We start from the raw sequence: 19701 nt of genomic DNA, 5'->3' as shown, positions 1-19701 counted from the left end.
CTCAGCTCACTGCTTCCTGCTCGTGGTGGTGCGGTTCGTCCTCGCACAGCGCGCTTTGCGCCCCGGCGATGTGGATCTGACCGCCGACGCGCAGCACCTCGACGCGCGTGCCGTACAGCTCCGACAGCGTGTCCGAGGTCATCACCTCGTCCGGCTTGCCGATCCGGAACTGACCGTTGACCAGGTACAGCACCCGATCGACGAACTGCAGGATCGGATTGATCTCGTGCGTCACGAAAAGCACGCCCGTCCCGGCTTCGCGGCGGCGCGCGTCGATCAGCTCGCTCACCGCGCGCTGATGCGCGATGTCCAGCGACAGCAACGGTTCGTCGCACAGCAGCACCGACGGGTCACCCACCAGCGCCTGCGCCACCCGCAGCCGTTGCTGCTCGCCGCCGGACAACCGCCCGACGGCCTGCTTCGCGTACCGCGTCCCGCCGACGGCTTCGATCACTTCGGCGACACGGCGCTTTCGGGCACGCATTCCGGCGAAGCCGGTGCCCCAGCGGTGTCCGTCCAGCCCGAGGCCCACCAGGTCGGACCCGCGCAGCGTCAGCGAATCGTCGATCGCGCGCTGCTGCGGGATGTACCCGACCGCGCGGTTGGCGCCGCCCGGACGCCCACCCGCGATCTCGACCGTGCCCTCGGACAGCCGCTGCACGCCGAGCAACGCCTTCAGCAGGCTGCTCTTCCCGGATCCGTTCGGCCCGAGCACGGCGAGGAACTCCCCGGGCTCGACGTCGAGGTCCAGCCCGGACCAGAGGGTGCGCGTACCGAACGCGAGCCCGGCACCGCGAACGCGTACCGCGGGCCGGGCCTCGGGAAGCGACGCGGGCATCAGCTGTTCAGCGCCGCGGACAGCGAGTCCACTTCCTTGGTCATCCAGTCAATGTAGCCCTTGACACCGGCGGGCAGCGTCTCGGCCACATCGACCACCGGCACGCCGGCGGCCTTCGCGTCGCCGACCACCTGCTTGGTCAGCGGGGTGGTCGTCTGCACGTTGTTCAGCAGCGCCTTGACCTGCTTGGCCTTGATCAGCTGGGTGAACTGGGCGACCGCGTCCGCGGGCACGTCCGTCTCGTTCTCCACCGCGTCGGAGAACGCCTTCGGCGTGGCGTCCGCAAGCTTCGCGCTCTGCAGCAGGTAGTGCGCGACCGGTTCGGTGACCACGACCTTGCTGCCCGGATGCGCGGCGCCCACTTCGCCCGCCTTCTTGATCAGGCCTTCGAGCTGCCCCTTGAAGTTCCTGGCGTTGTCGTCGAAGGTCTGCTTCGCGCTCGGCGCGATCTCGCCGAGTGCGGCGGCGACCTGGTCGGCGACCTTCTCCACGCCCGGCAGGTCGTACCAGACGTGCTCGTTCTCGTCGCCGGTCGCGGCGATGTCGTAGGCGACCAGCTTCTTCGCGCTCGTGGCCTCGCCGGTGAGCTTGGTGAAGAACTCGTCGTAGCCGCCGCCGTTGGCCAGCGTGAGCTTGGCGTCCTTGGCCGCGAGCGCGTCGTCGGCGGTGGACTCGTAGGAGTGCGGGTCGGCGGACGGGTCGTGAATGATCGAGGTGACCTTCACCTTGTCGCCACCGACCGCGGTCACCACGCTGCCCCACACGTCGGTGGCGGCGATCACCTTCACCTGCTCCCCCGCTTCGGCCGGGGGGCCGGCGGCGGAATCGGACGAGGTGCCGGAGCACGCGCCCAGCGCGAGTACGGAGAGAGCAGAGGTCGCGGCGAGCGCCATTCTGGTGCGGCGGGAAGTCATCGGAGCACTCCTGAGCGCAGAAAATGATCATGGTAATCGCTAATGGAAACCGTTGTCACATTCAGCTTACCCCATCCGAATGACCGCGGTCGCTCCACCAGGTGGCCCTACCTCCGGTGATCACCCAGCGGATCGAGACGCTCACCACAGGGGTGTTGCTTCAGGAAACCGATCTGAACCGTTACGGTTCGCGGATGGGCCGACCTATTCGCACCCGGAGGCAGGCGACACTGGCGTCGCTGGCGGCGGAGCTCGGGGTGTCCAGGACCACGGTGTCCAACGCCTACAACCGCCCGGATCAACTGTCTCCCGAGCTGCGCAGGCGCGTGCTCGAAACCGCCCGGCGGCTCGGTTATCCCGGCCCGGACCCGGTCGCCCGCTCGCTGCGCACCCGCAAGGCCGGCGCGGTGGGGCTGCTGCTGACCGAGAACCTGTCCTACGCCTTCCGCGACCCGGCCGCCGTCGGCGTGCTCGAAGGACTCGCGCTGGCCTGCGAGGACGCCGGCGTGGGGCTGCATCTGGTGCCCGCCAGCCCCGGCCGGGAGGACCTCGCCGCAGTGCACCGCGCCGGAGTGGACGGCTTCGTCGTCTACTCCGTGCCGGACGACGATCCGCATCTGGCCGCGGTGCTGGAGCGGCCGGTGCCCACGGTGATCATCGACCAGCCGCGGATCGAGGGCATCGACCGCGTCGGCCCGGACGACGCCGCCGCCGTCACCCGGCTGGCCGACCACCTGATCGCACTCGGTCACCGGCAGATCGGCGTGCTCTGCATGCGGCTGGCCCGCGAACGCAACGACGACTTCGTCAACGCGCAGCGGCAGAGCAGTGCGCACTTCCACGTCCAGCGCACCCGGCTGGAGGCGCTGGCCGCCGCGTTCTCCGGTGCGGGCGTGGACTGGGCGAGCGTGCCGGTGGTCGAGCGCTTCGACCACACGGTGGACGACGGGGCGTCCGCGGCCCGCCAGCTGCTCGATGCGTATCCGCAGGTCACCGCCTTGGTCTGCACTTCGGACATCCTCGCGCTCGGCGCGCTGGCCGAGGCCGAACGCCGTGGCCTGCGGGTGCCGCTCGACCTCACCGTGACCGGCTTCGACGGCATCTCCGAGGCCGAGCGGGCCGGCCTGACCACGGTGCACCAGCCGGTGCTGGAGAAGGGCAAGGTGGCCGGGCGGCTCCTGCTCGGCTCCGCCGAGCGGGTCGGGCCGAAGGTGATCACGCTGCCCACCGAACTGCGCTTGGGCCGCACCTCCGCACCGCCGCGCACCATCGACGAACCCTGGTTCGGCGGCTGACCCCCTGCGTCCGACGTCCGTGAAGGTCTGTGAAGGTCCGTGAAGGGGCCCTTCACGGACTCTGAGTCTGTGAAGGGCCCCTTCACAGACACCCGGGACAGGTCCGGCGCACAGCGCGAGGGGATCGCGCCTCGAACACCTCCGCAGCGCCCGCTGCCGGGCGTGATCGATCGAGATGACAGGCGCCGTCGATGATGCGCGGCAGCCACGGCTCACTCTGCTGATCACGGGTCCCCGACCAACTTTGCCGGGACCTGGCCTCAGCGTCCGTGAAGGGGTCCTTCACAGCCCATCCCGTGATTTCCAGCCCACCGCATTGTGCGGGCGGGCTCAGGCGGGTTCCATGGCATGAACCGCCCGCGTAGCAGCGGGGAAGCGTGGCCGAAGGGTGACCATGACCTCCATCGACGTGCTGCTCAAGCGCAACCAGGAAATCGGCGACATCGTTCCCGGCGACCGGTCCTCCCCCCGGCCGTCCATGCATATAGCCATCCTGACCTGCATGGACGCCCGGATCCGGGTGTTCGAGATCTTCGGCCTGCTGCAGGGCGAGGCACACGTGCTGCGCAACGGCGGCGGCGTGGTCACCGACGACATGATCCGGTCGCTCGCGCTCAGCCAGCGCAAGCTCGGCACCCGCGAGGTGCTGATCGTGCAGCACACCGAATGCGGGCTGTCCATGGTGACCGACGAGGAGTTCAAGGACGAGCTGGAGGCCGCGTGCGGCCTGCGCCCGACCTGGGCGGTCGAGGCGTTCCGGAAGGTCGAGGACAGCGTGCGCACCTCGGTCGAGCGGGTCCGGCGCAGCGCGTACCTCCCGCACACCGAGAACGTGCGCGGATTCGTCTACGACGTCAAGGCAGGGAGCCTGACCGAGGTGGCCTGAGGCCGGTCGGCTTCAATGTCGGGGTGGCTGTGGACACCGACGTACTGATCGACTGGTTCTCCGAGGTCGGCCGCGACCTGCCGTGGCGCGAGCCGGAGTGTTCGGCGTGGGGCGTGCTGGTCAGCGAGATCATGCTGCAGCAGACGCCGGTCGCCCGCGTGCAGCCGATCTGGCTGGCATGGCTGGCGCGCTGGCCGGTGCCTTCGGCGCTGGCCGCGGAGACCACCGGCGAGGTGGTGCGCGCCTGGGGCAAGCTCGGCTACCCCCGGCGCGCGCTGCGGCTGCACGCGGCGGCCACCGTGATCGCAGCCGAGCACGGCGATGTCGTACCGTCCGATGTGGACACCCTGCTCGCGTTGCCCGGCATCGGCGCGTACACCGCGCGGGCTGTCGCCGCCTTCGCCTACGGCAAGCGGGCGCCGGTGGTGGACACGAACGTACGTCGGGTCGTCGCGCGGGCTGTGCACGGCGCGGGCGACGCGGGTCCGGCGTCGAACAGCCGCGACATGGCCGACGTCGACGCGTTGCTGCCGGCGGAGGATGCCCCGGCCGCGAAGCTGTCCGCGGCGTTGATGGAGCTGGGCGCACTGGTCTGCACGGCGCGTTCGCCGCGGTGCGCGGACTGCCCGATCCACGCCGATTGCGCGTGGCAGCACAACGGCCGTCCCGAATACAGCGGCCCGGCCAAGCCGGTGCAGAAGTTCGCCGGCACCGACCGTCAGGTCCGCGGGCTGCTGCTGGATGTGTTGCGCGGCAGCGAAGGCCCGGTCGAGAAGGCGCGGCTGGATCTGGTGTGGCACGAGGCGGGCCAGCGCGACCGCTGTCTCGGCTCACTGCTGGTCGACGGCCTGCTGGAACAGACCGGTGATGGCCTGTTCGCCCTTCCCGGGGAACACTGACGAGTTACTCCTAAAGTCGGCAAAAAGTTGTCATGATCTTGCCGCGGGGTTAGCTTTCCTCCGTCGTATTCCGGTGAAGGAGTTCGCATGGGGGAAACAACGCGTCGGACCGCGCTGAAGGGCTGGCTCACGGTCACCGCGGCCGGAGCGCTCGGGCTCGCCCCGGCGGGCCGGGCAGCCGCCGCAGCCGAGGCTCCGGTCATCCACCCGACGAGCGAGTGGAAGGCTCGTGCCGCAACCGGCGCGATCGTGGTGGAGAACCACAAGCCCACCTACCTCGTCGTGCACCACACGGTCGATCCCGGCAACAACACCGATTACTCACTCGCGCACGCGTTGCAGATCTCGCGGGACATCCAGAACCTCCACATGGACACCCGCGGCTGGATCGACACCGGGCAGCAGTTCACGAACAGCCGCGGCGGGTACGTGACCGAGGGCCGGCACCGCAGCTTGGAAGTCCTGCGCGGCGGCACCAAGCATGTGCAGGGCGCGAACGTGGCCAACCACAACAGCGAATGCCTCGGCATCGAGAACGAAGGCATTTACAGTTTGGTCGACGTGCCGGTGGCGCTGTGGAATTCGCTGGTCAAGCTGCTCGCCTACCTCGCAAGCCAGTACCACATCACGCCCGACTTCATCAAAGGCCACCGCGACTTCAACTCCACCGAATGCTGTGGCCAAGTCCTCTACGACCGGCTGCCGGAGCTGCGCAAAGCCGTCGGACAGCAGCTCGGGATCGCCCCGAGCCGGGCCGACGTCCCGGAGTGGCCGCTGCTCAAGCCGGGCGACACCGGCCCCGAAGTGGCCACCGCGCAGCGTTTCCTGCGCGCAGCCGGTTTCTCAGTGCCGACCGACGGAGTGTTCGGCAGTGCGACCACGCAGGCAGTCGCGGCGCTGGCAGCCGAACACGGCCTGTCCCGCGACAGCTGCACGGCCGCGCGGGCGGCCGACGAGTCCGGCTTCCTCGGCTCGGACGTCTGGCCGCTGATCGTGCCGACGGGCCGATCCGCCGCGGCGTGGCGCAGCGAGCTGAGGCGTCACAGGCCGGACAGGAATGCCTCCACCGCACCGCGGTAAGTCTCCGGCGCTTCGGCGTGCGGCAGATGCGCCGAACCGGGCACGACGAGGTGCTGCGCGCCCGGCACCCGGGCCGCGATCTCGGCCTGTTGCCCCGGCGGCATCGCGGTGTGCTCGCCCTCGATCACCAGCAACGGACAGCGAATCCGGGACACCACGGGCCAATAGTCGCGACGGCCCCATTCCGCGGCGATCTCGTAAAGATCGGGCAAATCGGCGATCAGGTGATAGCCGTCTTCGCGCTCTTCCACGCATTCGACGAAGTAGTCCCCTGCCGCACCGAAGAACTCGCGGACGTGGGCAAGCGATGCGAACGGCACCGGCCAGCTCTCGAAATGCCCGCGCCAGGTCTCCACGGTGCGACCGCGCTGATCCGGCGCGAAGTCCTCGCTGACCACCGCGCGCACCAGCGCCGGGTGCTCGGCCGCGGCTGACCAGGCGTGCAGCCCGCCCATCGAATGCCCGATCAGTACGGACGGCCCCAGCTCGGCCAGCACGTCGGCGATGTCCGCAGTGAACTGCTCGGTGGTCCAAGGCCCGGTGCGCGGCGCCCGGCCGTGCCCACGCGCGTCGAGACCGTGCACGGTGCCGTACCGCTTGAGCCACTGCGCGACCGGCCACCAGGTGCGGGCGCGGCCCATCAGCCCGTGCAGCACCAGGATCGACACGCCGGTGCCGCGGTCGCCGCCGAAGTCGATCAGGCCTGGTCGCACTGGTCCTCCCGGGGTTGCTCAGGTTCACGCGCTCCCTGGAGACCCTAGGCTGAGTCTCATGCGCAGCCGCCGACCCGCTGTCCTCGTCCTCACCGGCGTGCTGGCACTGTCCGCGTGCAGCACGGACGACCCGCCGCCACTGCACCCCGTTCCCGGGGCGAGCGGAGCGGGCGATCCGTACTACCCGGACGACGGCAACGGCGGCTACAACGCCCTCGATTACCACGTGGACGTCAGCTACGACCCGCCGAGCGGCCGGCTCGACGGGGACACCACCGTCACGTCGAAGGCCACCGAGGACCTCAGCAGCTACGACCTGGACCTGCGCGGGCTCGACGTGGCGTCGGTCGAGGTGGACGGGAAACCGGCGAAGTTCAGCCGGCAGAAAGAACACGAGCTGGTGATCACCCCGGCCGATCCGCTGCGCTCCGGCACGGAATTCCGCACGCGGGTGCGTTATTCCGGCATACCGGAGAAGACCCCGCATTCCGGCGTCGGCGACAACGGGTGGAGCCGGTCCGCGGACGGCGGCGCCTATCAGGTCGGGGAGCCGCATTCCGCGTCGTTCTGGTATCCGGTCAACGAAACCCCGCGCGACAAAGCGACCTTCACGCTCACCGCGCACGTGCCGTCGGGCTGGACGGTGCTCTCGAACGGCCGCGAGCAGGGCAGCGGCACAAAGGACGGTAAGACCACGACGACCTGGCAAGAACCGAATCCGGTGGCCGGCTACCTGACCACGATCGCGATCGGCAAGTTCACGGTGGAACGGACCACCTTGCCGAACGGCACGCCGGTGGTTTCCGGATACGCGCCCGGCGCGGAGTCCCGTGCAGCGGCCGGTGCCCGGCTGCCGGAGATACTTTCGTTCCTGGAAAGCAAATTCGGCCCGTACCCGCAGAGCGCCGCGGGCGGCATCTATCTCGACGAGGACATCCACTTCTCGCTGGAGACCCAGACCCGCCCCACGTACGCCAAATGGGCGGAAGTGCCCACAGTGGTGCACGAGAACGCACACCAGTGGTTCGGCGATTCGGTGACTCTCGACTCGTGGTCCGACATCTGCCTGAACGAGTGCTTCGCCTCCTACGCGCAGTGGCTGTGGGCCGAGCGCGAGGGCAACGACCTCGACCAGCAGTACCGCACAGCCGTGGAGATCACCAGGAACAGCGCGGATTTCTGGGCCCGCAAGCTGGTCGGCATGGGTGCCGGGCACGAGTTCGAGGCGGTGTACGACAAAGGCATCCTCGCCATGCACGCGCTGCGCCGGGAGCTGGGTGAAGCGACCTTCTCGAAGCTGATGCACGAATGGCCCGCCGAGCACCGCAACGGCAACGCGACGTGGGCGGATTTCGAGCAGCTCGTGGCCCGGCTGGCCGGCCACGACATGCACGGCTTCCTCACCGACTGGTTCCACGGCACGAAACTGCCCACCGACGCCGACCTCTACCCGGGTGCGCTGCGCCACTGACCCGTACGCCCCGGCGTCAGTAGGCTGGGGGCATGGCAGTGGTGAAGATCAACGCAATCGAGGTTCCCGAAGGCGCCGGCCCCGAACTGGAGAAGCGGTTCGCCGCCCGGCTGCACGCAGTGGACCAGCAGGCCGGATTCCTGGGCTTCGAGCTGCTCCGGCCGGTGTCCGGCGACCAGCGCTACTTCGTCTACACGAAGTGGGAGTCCGAGGAGCACTACCAGGCCTGGGCCAAGGGACCGTCGCGCGAGGCACACGCGGGCGAGCGCAAGAACCCGGTCGCCACCGGGGCGACTCTGCTGGAGTTCGAGGTCGTGCAGGCGTCCAAGCCGGGTGAGTGACGAACTCGCCCGCGCAGCGGAGCTGATCCACGGGGCGGGCGCACTGCTCGTGTGCGCCGGCGCCGGGATGGGCGTGGACTCCGGACTGCCCGATTTCCGCGGCGGCGAGGGATTCTGGCGGGCCTATCCGCCCTACGCGGAGCTCGGCCTGCGGTTCGAGGAGCTGGCCGATCCCCGGCATTTCGCCGACGACCCCGAGCTGGCCTGGGGTTTCTACGGACATCGGCGCGCGCTCTACCAGGCCACCGTGCCGCATGCCGGGTTCGGCCTGCTGCTCGAATGGGGACGTGCGAAACCCGGCGGCGTGCGCGTGTTCACGTCCAATGTGGACGGACAGTTCCAGGTGGCCGGCTTCCCCTTCGTCGCGGAGGCGCACGGTTCGATCCACCACCTGCAGTGCCTGGCGGGCTGCACCCGGGAGATCTGGCCCGCGGACGAGGTCGTGGTGGATCTGGACGAGCCGACCATGCGGGCGCGTCCGCCGCTGCCGGCGTGCCCCCGCTGCGGGGACCTGGCCCGGCCGAACATCCTGATGTTCGGCGATGACGACTGGGTCCCCGGCCGCAGCCAGGCGCAGCTGGACGAGCTGACCGCCTGGCGGCGCGAGCACCGTGACCTGGTGGTGGTCGAGCTGGGCGCCGGACAGGCGGTACCGACCGTCCGCCGTTACGCCGAGCTGGCGAGCGCGGCGAACGGCGCGCTGATCCGGATCAACCCACGCGAACCGCAGGTCCGCCACGGCCGCGGTGTCTCCATCCCGGCGGGTGCGCTGGAGACCCTGACGCGGCTGTCCTGAGCCGTCACGGCAGCTGAACCTCGGCATACACCGCACGATGGTCGGTGCCCGCAACGTCGAGCGCTCGGTAGTCACGCACGGCGACGCGGCGATCGACCAGCACGTGATCGAGGGTCGCGAACGGGATCGCGGTGTTCGGCCAGGTCGGGTCGAGGCCATCGCCGACGCTCGCCGCCGCGTCCACGTACCCGCGCGAGAGCACGGTGCCCAGCGCGGCGTGATCGAGGGTCGCGTTGAAGTCGCCCGCCAGCACGCGCAGCCCGTGCTCCCCGATCGCCCGGGACAGGTCCCGCAACTCCCGCTCCCAGCCGTCGAACCCGACGTCCGGCGAACGCGGGTGCACCGCGATGACCTCCATCTTGGCGCCGCCACCGAGGTCGGCCTCCGCGCCGGGCTGCTTGGCCGAGGAATCCCCGGCGTAGTTCTGCTCGGTGAGCGGGAACCGCGACACGATGCCGGAGCCGTTCGCGCCGTTCGCCGGGTGCAGCACGCGGTAGGGCAGGTCCTTGAACAGCCCGGCCTTCTCCAGCCCGGCCACCGCGGCCGGGGTCAGCTCCAGCAGGTTCAGCACGTCCACCCGGTTGTCCCGGACCAGCTGCAGCACCGACGCGGGCTCTGCGCGACCGAGGTAGAGGTTCGTGGCCAGCACCCGCACCGTGCGGCCGTGGGCGTCCGGCTGATCGCCGGGCAGCACCCTCGGCACCACGAACACCACGAGCAGCACTGCCAGCGCCAGCGCCACCCCGCCGATCCACCAGCGACGCAGCAGCAGCGCAAGCGCACCCAGTATCGCTCCGTAGACCACCAGGTACGGCGTGAGCGAGAGCAGTGCGGTCAGGTACCAGCCACCGCCGTCGTAGCCGAACGTGCGCAGCACTGCGACCGTCAACAGGGGCAGCCCGGCGAGCAGCAGCAGAGCTGTGACTACCCGGTTGCGCGGCTTGGCCTCTATCACCATGTGCCCGAGTATGCCGTCCCGATCAGTGCCGCTGCCGGGGCCTGACAGGCGCTGTCAGCGAGCTGTGCGTGGCCTGCCAGGTCAGGCGGGCAAAGTCGCGGGTGCCGTCTCGAAGGAGGAACGAATGTCACACGCGATCCGGGCCGAGGGCCTGGTCAAGCGGTTCGGGGAGACGAAAGCGCTGGACGGGGTGGACCTGGAGGTACCGTTCGGCCGCGTGGTGGGGGTGCTCGGGCCGAACGGCGCGGGCAAGACGACCGCGGTCCGTATCCTGGCCACCCTGCTGAAACCGGATGCCGGGCACGCCACGGTCGGCGGGTACGACGTGGTGCGCGACCCGGTGCGGGTCCGCGGCCAGATCGGCCTCACCGGCCAGTACGCCTCGGTCGACGAGGACCTCAACGGCACCGAGAACCTGGTGCTGCTCGGCAGGCTGCTGGGGCTCACCCGGCCGGACGCGCGCGCCCGCGCGAAGGAGCTGCTGGCGCGGTTCGAGCTGTCGGACGCGGCCAAACGGCCGATCCGCACCTATTCCGGGGGCATGCGCCGCCGGCTGGACCTGGCCGCGAGCCTGGTCGGCCGTCCGGCGGTGCTCTACCTGGACGAGCCGACCACCGGGCTGGATCCGCACGCCCGCAACGAGGTGTGGGCCGTGGTACGCGGGCTGGTCGCCGACGGGGCGACCGTGCTGCTGACCACTCAGTACCTGGAAGAGGCCGATCAGCTGGCCGACCGGATCACCGTGTTCGACCACGGGCACGTGGTCGCCGACGGCCGGGCCGACGAGCTGAAGCGGCTCGTCGGCGGCCAGACCGTGCAGGTACGCCCGACGCGTGCGGACGATCTCGACACCGTCGCCCGCATCCTCGGCGAGCTCACCGGCGTCACGCCTGCCCGCGACAGCGGCAGCGGGCTGCTCACCGCGCCGGTGTCGGATCCGGTCCTGCTGTCCACTTTGGTCCGGAAACTGGACGAGGCGGGCATCACCTCCGACGAGCTGGCCCTGCGCCTGCCCAGCCTCGACGAGGTTTTCCTGGCGCTGACCGGGCATACCGCCAAAGAGCCCACTTCGGACCGAGCGCTCGAAGGGAGCCTCCGATGACCGCGCCCGTGCTCGACCCACCCCGCAGAATCCACTTCGGACCGGCGGTGCAACACTCCTTTTCCTTGGCCTGGCGGGGAATACTGAAGATCCGCAAGAACCCCGAGCAGCTGGCCGACGTGACCATCGCGCCGATCATCTTCCTGCTCATGTTCACCTACCTGTTCGGCAACGCACTGGGCGGTTCGACCGCGAACTACCTGCAGAGCCTCGTGCCGGGCGTGATCGTGATGAACATCCTGCAGGCCTGCCTCACCGTCGGCACCCAGCTGAACACCGACGTGACCAAGGGCGTGTTCGACCGCTTCCGCGCCATGCCGATCGCGCGTTCGGCACCGCTGGTAGGCGCGGTGCTCGCGGACATCGTGCGCTACCTGGTGTGCCTGACGGTATTGATGGTGGTGGCCACGGTGATGGGCTACCGGGTGGAAACCGGACCGACCCAGTTCGTGGTGGCGATTCTGCTGGTCATCGCGTTCGGGCTGTGCCTGTGCTGGGCCTCGGTATTCGTCGGAATGCTGATGAAATCGCCGGGTGCGGCGCAGGGGCTGATGTTCGTGTTCATCATGCCGCTCACTTTCGCCAGCAACGTATTCGTCTCCCCCGTGCAGATGCCCGGCTGGCTGCGCGCCTGGGCCGACATCAATCCGGTCAGCCTTCTCACCAATACCCTGCGCGGCCTGCTCAATGGCGGCCCTGTCGCCGGACCGCTGACCGGCGCGATCGCGTGGATGGTGGGTTTCGTGGTGGTCTTCTTCCCGTTGGCGACCTGGGCTTATCGGCGCCGCGTCTGAGGTCCGCGGCGACGGGTCACAGCGGGCAGCAATGCTCTCGCCCGCCTGTTCCGCGCCATCGAGGCCGAACTACTGTCCTGAATGTCCATCCAATGTGGACAGAAGTTGCTCAAGCGACTCCGCTCGCGGGACGCGGCGCACCTCGGCGGCCAGCTCTTCGAGCCGGGACTGCCCCAGGTCGTTGCCGAGCTTGTGGATCAGCTCGCGCACCTCCGGGCTGCCGAGGTCCAGCCGGCCACGAACCACCTCGGTCAGCCAGAGCAGCCGAGCGGCCTCCTCGGTTTCGTGCTGCTGGTAACGGATTCGCGCCAGGAGTTCGATCACTTCCGCCAGCCGAGGCATATCGGCACGGTGGGCCACCACGCGCAGTACGGTGGCGACCAACGGTTCGGCCTCATCCGGCTTTTCTTCGGCGACGAGCAAGGAAGCGTCCAGCGCGGCCAGCCACTCGTCCTCGAAACCACCGTCGGGAAACGGCCATTCCTGTTGTGCGGAACGAATCTCCCGGCCGATCTCACGCGCGCGGGCAAAGTCTCTCTCGCGCATCGCGACCACCTCGTACCCCAGCAACAGAATCGCCTGCAGTTGCCGGGTCCCGCTGGCCTCGGCGTAGCGCCAGGCGCCGTCCAGTTCCCGCCGGGAGCCTGGCTGATCGCCGGCCCGGGAACGTTCCTCGGCCAACCGCCACCACTGCTGGACAACATCGTCGTGGGAACGTAGCTCCAGCGCCAGCCGCACTCCTTCGGTGTAGTCGGCGATCGCGCCTTCGTGGTCGCCGCTTTGGGACCGGTCCGCCGCGCGGAAACCGTAAGTCATGGCGAGCCCCCAGCGGTCGCCGATCTCGGCGAAACCGGCGTGCGCGCGCTCGCGTGCAGCGGCCGCGCCGGCCAGGTCCCCGGCGTCGGTGCGCAGAAAGCTCTCCGCCCAGTACCCCGCGGCCCGGCCCCAGGCATCCGGGCCGGTGACGGCCCGGCGGACCTCCCGCCGGGCCAGCTCCGGCAGCCCGCTGACATGCGCCACCACCGGCAACGCCACCGTCAGCCACCGGCTCCGGTCGGCGGCACCCGTGCGCACGCACTCGTCCACCAGCTCCGTGACCCCGGTCAGGTGTTGCGGACCTCCGATGGCGCGCAGCATGGCCTGACTCATCCGCAAGCTCGCGGAGACGTCCGGCGGCAGCTGTTCGTCCAGTTTGAGCACATCGTTGAGGAAGGAACCCGCGCGCTCGCTCTGCCCGAGCACAGTGAGGTACCAGAACATGGCGAACAGCAACCGGCCGGCGGAAATCCCGTCCTCGGCGTCGATGGCCGCACGCAGGGCCGCGCTCAGGTTGTCGTTTTCGGCTTCGTAGACGGCGATCGCGTCCAGCTGTTCGCGGGAACGCAGGATCGGTTCGGTGCGCTCGGCCAGGTCCAGATAGTACGCCACCATCGCGGACCGGAACCGCTCCCGTTCGCCGGCCGCGGCGAGCCGGTCGTCGGCGTAAACACGCAAGGTCTCGAGCATCCGGTAACGCGTCCCCAACGTGTCCACAATGGATTTCTCGACCAGCGATCCGAGTACGTACACGACCTCCCCGGCGGGCAGGTGCTCGTCCGCGCAAACGGCCTCCGCCGCCGCTTCGTCGAAGCTCGACGCGAAGACCGCCAGCCGCCGGGCCAGCCGGAGTTCGGTGTCGGTGAGCAGATCCCAGCTCCACTCGACCACCGCCCGCAGGGTGCGCTGACGCGGCAAAGCGGTGCGGCTGCCCGAGGTCAGCAGGCGGAACCGGTCGTCGAGCCGCTCGGCGATCTGCCCGGCGGTCATCGAGCGCAACCGGGCCGCGGCCAGTTCCAAGGCGAGCGGCATTCCGTCCAGCCGGCGGCAGATCTGCGTGACAGCCTCCACTGTGGACTCGTCGAGGTGGAAGCCCGGACGTACCGCGACCGCACGATCCAGGAAGAGCCGCGCGGAATCGAGCGCACCGACCTCGCTCGGGAGCGCGGTCTCCGCGGGCACCGGCAGTGGGCCGAGCGGGCACAGCGCCTCACCGGTGATCGCGAGCGGCTCGCGGCTGGTCGCAAGCACCCGCAACCCGGGCACCCGGCGCAGCAGGTCGTCGGCCAGCCGGGCCGCGGTGTCGATCACGTGCTCGCAATTGTCCAGAACCAGCAGCGATTCCCCGCTGGAAAGCACCTCCGCCGCGTGCTCCACCGACCCCAGCGGACGACGCCGCACCTCGGTCTCGCCCACTCGCGTCTCCCGCACTTCAAGCGCGGCGAGCAGCGAACCGAGCACGTCCGCAGCATCGCGCACGCCGGCGAGCGGCACGAACCACACCCGGCTCCGCGCCTGCGCGGGGTGTCTCGATGCCGCTTCGGTCGCGAGCCGCGTCTTCCCGGCCCCGCCCGGACCGACGAGTGTCACCAGCCGGGCGTCCGCGAGCAGTTCGGCAAGCAGTTTCAGCTCGTCCGTCCGTCCGATGAAGCTGGTCAGCCGTTGCGGCAACCGGTCGGCCACGGCGGGTGCCGACGCGAACTCGCCACGTAAGGCTCGCAAGTGGACGTCCTGTAGCTCCGCGGACGGATCCACACCGAGTTCTTCGGCCAAGACGACGCGCGTCGCCTCGTACGTGTGCAACGCATCGGCTTGCCGCCCTGCGGCGCACAACGCCTGAATCCGCAGACCGACCAGCCGCTCTCTCAACGGTTGCTGCTGGACGGCGGCAGCCAGGTCGGACAGCACCTCGGCGTGCCGGCCGAGCCGCAGCTCGGCTTCGAACCGGTCTTCCATGACCTCCGCACGCAGCTCGTCCAGCCGACCGGCGAACTCGGCAGCGAACGGCGCGTCGAGCACATCGGCGAGCGCCACACCCCGCCACAGCTCCAGCGCTTCACGCAGTATCTCGGCAGCACGAGGGTCACGTCCGGCGGCAAGCTCGTTCCGGCCCTCCGCGGCCAGCTGCTCGAACCGGTGCACGTCCACTGCTTCGGCGGGGATCGCGAGCCGGTACCCGCCTGGGCCGGACTCCAGCTGTACGCCGGGCTGCCGCAGCACCCGGCGCAGCCGCGAGACCAGGGATTGCAGCGCGTTGGCGGCGTCGGCAGGCGGCTCGCCGCCCCACAGCCCGTCGATCAGCATGTCAGGCGGTACCGCGCGGCCGACGTCCAGCGCGAGCCTGGCCAAGAGCGTGCGGAGGCGTGCGCCGCCGATGTCGATCGGCGTGCCGTCGTCCTCCGCCGCCCGTAACGGCCCCAGCAACGCCACGTACACGACTCCAGCTTTCCAGACTGCGGCGGCGAACGGGCCGCACCCGACGGAAGTGGGGATTTTCCGGACATATCACTTTCGGCCGATCCCCGCGACCGGCCGCGCCCGATACGTTGCCTTGATCCGCCGATCAGACAGGAGCCTCATGACTGCATCGAACCGCTGGCGCCGCCCGACGGTGACGGCCGCCGCCACGCTCGCCGCGTTGAGCCTGGTCACCGGGGTCGCGTCGGCCGGGCAGGACGGCTGGGAACGACCGGCGCCCGGCTCGGACGGCGCCGGCGACAGCTACTATCCGCAGGACGGCAACGGCGGCTACGACGTAGCCGACTACAACTTGAAGGTCTCCTACGCGCCGGACAGCCACGAGCTGACCGGTCGGCAGACGATTTCCGCGCGGGCGACCCAGTCGCTCAGCTCGTTCAACCTCGATCTCAAGGGCCTCACCGTCGACACGGTAAAGGTGAACGGGCAGTCCGCGACGTTCACCCGCAGCGGCGACCACGAGCTCGTCATCACGCCGCGGGTGCCGTTGTTCAAGGGGCTGCCGTTCCGGGCGGAGATCGCCTACCACGGCGTGCCCGCGCCGATCAAGGACCCGGTGCTCGGCAACAACGGCTGGCAGTTCTCGGAGTCCGGCGGCGCGTTCGTGGCCGGTGAGCCGAAGTCGGCCACCACCTGGTACCCGGCGAACGACACTCCGCGGGACAAGGCGACGTTCCATCTCGCCATCACGGTTCCGGACGAATGGGGCGTGATCTCCAACGGCCGCGAAGGCCGTTCGTTCGCCGCGCCCGGCGGCACCACGCACGTCTGGGCGGAGAACACGCCGGCCGCGCCGTACATGACCACGGTCGCCATCGACAAGTGGACCTTCGATCGCCAGCAGCGCACGGACGGCACCCCGATCGTCAGCGCATTCGCACCCGGCACGCCGGACACGACCAAGGAGGCCGAGGCGAAGCTGCCGGAGATCCTCGACTTCCTGGAGTCGAAGTTCGGCAAGTACCCGGTGGACGCCGCAGGCGGCATCTTCCTCGCCGAGCCGATTGGATTCTCGCTGGAGACCCTGAGCCGGCCGATCTACTCGGGCCGGGCAGGCGACGAGAGCACGATCGTGCACGAGAATGCCCACCAGTGGTACGGCGACGCGGTCGCGGTGGACCACTGGAAGGACATCTGCCTCAACGAGTGCTTCGCCTCGTACGCGACTTGGCTCTGGGACCAGGCCAAGCACGGCGTGAACCTGGACGACCAGTACCGGACCAAGGTCGGCGCGGTCACCCAGGGTTTCTGGAACGGCAAGCTCTACGACATGGGCCCTGGCAAGGAGTTCACTGCGGTGTACTCCAAGGGCCCGATGATGCTGCACGCGCTGAGCAAGTACATCGGACAGGCCGCTTTCGACCGCGTACTCAAGACCTGGCCCGCGCTGCACCGTGACGGAAACGCGAACATGCAGGAATTCCAGCACTACACCGAAGCGGTGGCGCACAAGGATCTGCAAGGCTTTTTCGATGCCTGGATCTATGGCACTGGAAAGCCCGCGGATCAGTACCTCTACCCGGGCGATCTGAAGCCAGCCGCGTGACAACAGTACTGCTGACGGGGTTCGCGCCGTTCGACGGAGCGACCGCGAACCCCTCCTGGCAGGCGGCTTCGCTGGTGGCGTCGCGCCGGAACGACACAGTGGCAGTCGAACTGCCCTGCGAGTTCGGCGCGGCGCTGCCCGCGCTGCGCGCCGCGGTCGAGGAGTACCGGCCTTCGCTGGTCGTGTGCACCGGCCTGGCGAGCGGCCGCCACGCGGTAACGCCGGAGCGGGTGGCGATCAACCTCGTCGACGCGCGGATCCCGGACAACGCCGGGGCACAGCCGATCGACGTACCGGTGGTCGAGAACGGCCCGACCGCGTACTTCACGAAATTGCCGGTCAAAGCCGCAGTTGCCGCGATCGAAGCGGCCGAGCTGCCCGCCGCGGTCTCATTTACCGCCGGTACGTACGTGTGCAATCAGGTCTTCTACGGCCTCCTCCACCTGCTCGCCACCGAACTGCCGGACCTCCGCGGCGGATTCGTGCACGTCCCCGCCGAGGCGGATCTCTCCGTCCCGGACTCGGCTACTGCGCTTGGCCTCGTGATCGACACCGCGCAGACGGTCACCACGGGCATACCGGTACCGTCCGGCACCCTGCACTGAGTCTCTCGATTCACTGTCCTGGCAGAATTTCCTCCTCGAAGTAGCCGACAAGGTCTCTTCCGGCCGTTGGGCTGGGTGCTCCGCGCCGCTTGTTCCTCAGCATCCCGGTCCCCCCAGCCCATCGGACTGGAAGAACAGAAGACCGGCCTTCCTCCCGATGCCGACCAGATATCGCCCGCGCAACTCACCCGCCTGCCATCGGTGATCAAGGACCCGGCCATTCATCTGCCTGTGCACGCTTTGCTCGATCTTGCCCAGTTCGATGCCCTCGTAAAGGGTGACGCAGCAACTTTTCTGCGGAAACCGGCAAAGCGCCGCCCGGCCCGCGATCCCGTCCGCGATCGCGGGCTCGCCCGAACACGACGCACGGCTTGCGACGGAGCCGGCCAGCTTGAGCATGCACGGAGTCGGCCCATCCGGCCCCGAGACTCCCGGCCGATTTTGATACAGCCCCAAGCCTGGGATCGAGACCGGCAGCGAACCGGAGGACTGTGACAGGACCAATTGTCAGGCCCCGGGTTTCGTGGAGACTGCCGTGCCCGATGACGCCGACGAAGAGCCCTTTGCCGTCCCTTCCGGTCCCGCCGAAGGCAACGACCCTTGATATGCGGCCGAACCTTGCCACGTCTCCGGTTCCGCCCCCATGCCGTGCTGCGACTCCGAGGCGCCCTGCCAGGCCATGCCTTGCCGCAACTATGAAACGCCCGAGACGGCCATGCCTCGCTGCAACCCTGAAGCACCCGGCGCAGCCACACGTCCCTCCAACCCCCAACCACCCGGCGCAGCTACACCTCCCTCCAACCCCCAACCACCCGGCGCAGCCATACCTCCCTGCAACACCGAACTACCCGGCCCAGCCACACCTCGCCACAACCCCGAACCACCCGGCAATGTCACGTCCTGCCTCGACCTCGAACCGCCCGGTACCCCGGCGGCGAAGCTCGCACCCCGTCCGGCGACTTCCCTTCTTCCGGCGGCGCACCCGTAACGCCCTCCGAAGCCGGTGATTCCTCTTGTCGTCCAGCCCAACCTTGTCCTGGGCCCGAAACCGGGATCCATGGCAACCCCGGCGCCATGCCTGGTGCTACAGCAAGACTTCCCGAATCGATCTCGTCGAGTGGCACGTGGTGGAGCCCGAAAGCGACCGCTGTTTCCGGCTGGTCCTGGGTGGCCGGTGCCACGCCGACGATCTTGCCGACCAGCTCGGCCAGCAGCGGCATCCGGCTCGGACCGCCAACCAGGTAGACCCCGCCGAGTTGCGCCGCGGTCAGCCCGGCTCGCCGGATCGTCGCGGCGAGCAGCTCGGCGCTGCGCAACAGGCTCGGCCGCACCAAGGCTTCCAGCTCCGCCCGGGTGACCAGCACGTCGCCGAACGGATCGGGCATCGGCACCTCGGTCCGCGCGTGCCGGGACAAGCTCTCCTTCGCGTCACGCACGTCCTGCAGCAACGCGCGCCGCTGCCGGGATCAGCGGTCGACTGTGGCCGCAACAACCGTTGCCACTGCGCTGGATCGGCATGCGAGATCAACCGTCCGATGTGGACGATCAGCGCCTGGTCGATGTCCAGGCCGCCCAGATCCGCCAGCCCGTCCCCCGCAAGCACGGAGAGTCCATCCGCACCGAAGCCGACTACCGCACAATCGAAGGAACCCGCCCCGAGGTCGTAGACCGCGAGCGGTCCGGAAAGCCGTGCACCGCGCGAAGCATAGTGCGCAGCTGCGGCGACGGGCTCCGGCACCAACCGGATCCCGCGGAACCCAGCCTTCTCCGCCGCGGCGCGCAGAGTTTCTTGCCAGGCCACACCCCAGCCCACCGGATGCGAGAGCCGCACCTCGCTCGGGAGCCCCGAAAGCTGTCGCGCGGCCGCCTCGCCCATCCGCCGGAGCACCGCGGCGAACACGTCGACAATGGACACTGCACGCTCGCCGAGCACCAGCTCCCCGTCCCCGATCCGCCGCTTCGGGCTCGGCTCGAAGCGGCTCGGATCGAGCCGAGCCCGCCGCTGCGCGTCCTGGCCGACCACGAGCAGGCCGCCTTCGGCGGCGTAGACCGCGGACGACATGGTGACCGATCCGTCGATCTCAAGGGCCCGAGATTCCCTCCCGACCGCGGAAAGCACTCCGACCGTGCTCGCAGTGCCGAAATCGATCGACAAGACGCCCACATTCT

General features: G+C 69.4%; 17 protein-coding genes and 1 pseudogene. 11 read left to right on the top strand and 7 right to left on the bottom strand.

Annotation, left to right across the window (positions count from 1 at the left end; all coding sequences use genetic code 11):
* Position 1: 1 nt before the first annotated feature.
* Together ATK36_RS19615 and ATK36_RS19610 are read right to left on the bottom strand one after the other, a co-directional pair.
* On the bottom strand, positions 2-838 hold the full coding sequence (locus ATK36_RS19615) for a metal ABC transporter ATP-binding protein (RefSeq protein ID WP_098512868.1): 837 nt from the start codon (positions 836-838) through the stop codon (positions 2-4).
* Positions 838-1752, bottom strand: a complete 915-nt coding sequence (locus ATK36_RS19610) for a metal ABC transporter solute-binding protein, Zn/Mn family (protein WP_098512867.1) — start codon at positions 1750-1752, stop codon at positions 838-840. Before ATK36_RS19610 ends, ATK36_RS19615 begins: the two co-directional genes overlap by 1 nt.
* A gap of 194 nt (positions 1753-1946) precedes the next feature.
* Here ATK36_RS19610 and ATK36_RS19605 point away from each other — a divergent pair, with 194 nt between their 5' ends.
* The 4 genes from ATK36_RS19605 (at position 1947) to ATK36_RS19590 (ending at position 5912) form a co-directional block, all read left to right on the top strand.
* The gene (locus tag ATK36_RS19605) at positions 1947-3047 is read left to right on the top strand and encodes a LacI family DNA-binding transcriptional regulator (protein WP_098515017.1); all 1101 of its coding nucleotides are present in this window, start codon (positions 1947-1949) and stop codon (positions 3045-3047) included.
* Positions 3048-3441: 394 nt separating this feature from the next.
* Positions 3442-3933 carry a beta-class carbonic anhydrase gene (locus ATK36_RS19600; protein ID WP_098512866.1) on the top strand — a complete coding sequence of 164 codons (492 nt, stop codon included), beginning with the start codon at positions 3442-3444 and terminating at the stop codon, positions 3931-3933.
* A gap of 23 nt (positions 3934-3956) precedes the next feature.
* Positions 3957-4832, top strand: coding sequence for an HhH-GPD family protein (locus tag ATK36_RS19595; protein WP_098512865.1), 876 nt, complete (start codon positions 3957-3959; stop codon positions 4830-4832).
* An 87-nt stretch (positions 4833-4919) separates the two neighbouring features.
* Complete coding sequence (locus ATK36_RS19590; protein ID WP_098512864.1) at positions 4920-5912, top strand: peptidoglycan recognition protein family protein; 993 nt, start codon at positions 4920-4922, stop codon at positions 5910-5912.
* Here the strand turns inward: ATK36_RS19590 and ATK36_RS19585 are convergent.
* Positions 5873-6625 carry an alpha/beta fold hydrolase gene (locus tag ATK36_RS19585; RefSeq protein WP_386998514.1) on the bottom strand — a complete coding sequence of 251 codons (753 nt, stop codon included), beginning with the start codon at positions 6623-6625 and terminating at the stop codon, positions 5873-5875. The genes ATK36_RS19590 and ATK36_RS19585 overlap by 40 nt on opposite strands.
* Positions 6626-6683: 58 nt before the next feature.
* On the opposite strand from ATK36_RS19585, the gene ATK36_RS19580 reads away from it, so the two are divergent.
* From ATK36_RS19580 to ATK36_RS19570, 3 genes are read left to right on the top strand one after another with little or no spacing between them, the layout of a single operon-like run.
* Entirely contained in the window at positions 6684-8096 is a 1413-nt protein-coding gene (locus ATK36_RS19580) for a M1 family metallopeptidase (RefSeq protein ID WP_098512863.1), read from the top strand.
* 32 nt (positions 8097-8128) lie between these two features.
* Positions 8129-8437 carry an antibiotic biosynthesis monooxygenase family protein gene (locus ATK36_RS19575; protein WP_098512862.1) on the top strand — a complete coding sequence of 103 codons (309 nt, stop codon included), beginning with the start codon at positions 8129-8131 and terminating at the stop codon, positions 8435-8437.
* A complete protein-coding gene (locus ATK36_RS19570; protein WP_098512861.1) occupies positions 8430-9233 on the top strand; it encodes an SIR2 family NAD-dependent protein deacylase in 804 nt (267 codons plus the stop codon). The genes ATK36_RS19575 and ATK36_RS19570 overlap by 8 nt, the downstream gene beginning before the upstream one ends.
* 4 nt (positions 9234-9237) lie before the next feature.
* On the opposite strand, the gene ATK36_RS19565 is transcribed toward ATK36_RS19570, so the two are convergent.
* On the bottom strand, positions 9238-10191 hold the full coding sequence (locus tag ATK36_RS19565) for an endonuclease/exonuclease/phosphatase family protein (protein ID WP_098512860.1): 954 nt from the start codon (positions 10189-10191) through the stop codon (positions 9238-9240).
* 124 nt (positions 10192-10315) lie between these two features.
* Between ATK36_RS19565 and ATK36_RS19560 the strand changes: the two genes are divergently transcribed.
* Positions 10316-11293 carry an ATP-binding cassette domain-containing protein gene (locus tag ATK36_RS19560; RefSeq protein WP_098512859.1) on the top strand — a complete coding sequence of 326 codons (978 nt, stop codon included), beginning with the start codon at positions 10316-10318 and terminating at the stop codon, positions 11291-11293.
* Positions 11290-12087 (top strand): ABC transporter permease, encoded by a 798-nt coding sequence (locus ATK36_RS19555; protein WP_098512858.1) that lies wholly within the window; start codon positions 11290-11292, stop codon positions 12085-12087. The genes ATK36_RS19560 and ATK36_RS19555 overlap by 4 nt, the downstream gene beginning before the upstream one ends.
* Positions 12088-12156: 69 nt before the next feature.
* Here the strand turns inward: ATK36_RS19555 and ATK36_RS19550 are convergent, their stop codons facing one another.
* Complete coding sequence (locus tag ATK36_RS19550; protein ID WP_098512857.1) at positions 12157-15339, bottom strand: AfsR/SARP family transcriptional regulator; 3183 nt, start codon at positions 15337-15339, stop codon at positions 12157-12159.
* 142 nt (positions 15340-15481) lie between these two features.
* On the opposite strand from ATK36_RS19550, the gene ATK36_RS19545 reads away from it, so the two are divergent.
* Both ATK36_RS19545 and pcp read left to right on the top strand, forming a co-directional pair.
* Positions 15482-16927: a M1 family metallopeptidase gene (locus ATK36_RS19545; protein ID WP_098512856.1), complete on the top strand. Its 1446-nt coding sequence runs from the start codon at positions 15482-15484 to the stop codon at positions 16925-16927.
* Entirely contained in the window at positions 16924-17532 is a 609-nt protein-coding gene (gene pcp, locus ATK36_RS19540) for a pyroglutamyl-peptidase I (RefSeq protein ID WP_098512855.1), read from the top strand. Before ATK36_RS19545 ends, pcp begins: the two co-directional genes overlap by 4 nt.
* 96 nt (positions 17533-17628) lie before the next feature.
* Here pcp and ATK36_RS19535 read toward each other — a convergent pair whose 3' ends face one another.
* Together ATK36_RS19535 and ATK36_RS19530 are read right to left on the bottom strand one after the other, a co-directional pair.
* Positions 17629-17931, bottom strand: coding sequence for a hypothetical protein (locus ATK36_RS19535; RefSeq protein WP_098512854.1), 303 nt, complete (start codon positions 17929-17931; stop codon positions 17629-17631).
* 554 nt (positions 17932-18485) lie between these two features.
* A pseudogene (locus tag ATK36_RS19530) lies at positions 18486-19696 on the bottom strand (Hsp70 family protein); the annotation flags it as partial.
* Between the last annotated feature and the right edge of the window lie 5 nt (positions 19697-19701).

The organism is Amycolatopsis sulphurea (genome assembly GCF_002564045.1).
GTDB classification, from domain to species: Bacteria; Actinomycetota; Actinomycetes; order Mycobacteriales; family Pseudonocardiaceae; genus Amycolatopsis; species Amycolatopsis sulphurea.
The sequence above is the reverse complement of the archived record's forward strand: the minus strand, read 5'-3'. Positions and strand labels throughout refer to the sequence as shown.

Excerpts from the sequence above, each read along its gene's own strand:
- ATK36_RS19565 (WP_098512860.1), bottom strand. The coding sequence starts at position 10,191 with ATGGTGATAGAGGCCAAGCCGCGCAACCGGGTAGTCACAGCTCTGCTG.
- ATK36_RS19560 (WP_098512859.1), top strand. The coding sequence starts at position 10,316 with ATGTCACACGCGATCCGGGCCGAGGGCCTGGTCAAGCGGTTCGGGGAG.
- ATK36_RS19615 (WP_098512868.1), bottom strand. The coding sequence starts at position 838 with ATGCCCGCGTCGCTTCCCGAGGCCCGGCCCGCGGTACGCGTTCGCGGT.
- ATK36_RS19580 (WP_098512863.1), top strand. The coding sequence starts at position 6,684 with ATGCGCAGCCGCCGACCCGCTGTCCTCGTCCTCACCGGCGTGCTGGCA.
- ATK36_RS19605 (WP_098515017.1), top strand. The coding sequence starts at position 1,947 with ATGGGCCGACCTATTCGCACCCGGAGGCAGGCGACACTGGCGTCGCTG.
- ATK36_RS19610 (WP_098512867.1), bottom strand. The coding sequence starts at position 1,752 with ATGACTTCCCGCCGCACCAGAATGGCGCTCGCCGCGACCTCTGCTCTC.
- ATK36_RS19600 (WP_098512866.1), top strand. The coding sequence starts at position 3,442 with ATGACCTCCATCGACGTGCTGCTCAAGCGCAACCAGGAAATCGGCGAC.
- ATK36_RS19590 (WP_098512864.1), top strand. The coding sequence starts at position 4,920 with ATGGGGGAAACAACGCGTCGGACCGCGCTGAAGGGCTGGCTCACGGTC.
- ATK36_RS19535 (WP_098512854.1), bottom strand. The coding sequence starts at position 17,931 with ATGCTCAAGCTGGCCGGCTCCGTCGCAAGCCGTGCGTCGTGTTCGGGC.
- ATK36_RS19575 (WP_098512862.1), top strand. The coding sequence starts at position 8,129 with ATGGCAGTGGTGAAGATCAACGCAATCGAGGTTCCCGAAGGCGCCGGC.
- ATK36_RS19545 (WP_098512856.1), top strand. The coding sequence starts at position 15,482 with ATGACTGCATCGAACCGCTGGCGCCGCCCGACGGTGACGGCCGCCGCC.
- ATK36_RS19555 (WP_098512858.1), top strand. The coding sequence starts at position 11,290 with ATGACCGCGCCCGTGCTCGACCCACCCCGCAGAATCCACTTCGGACCG.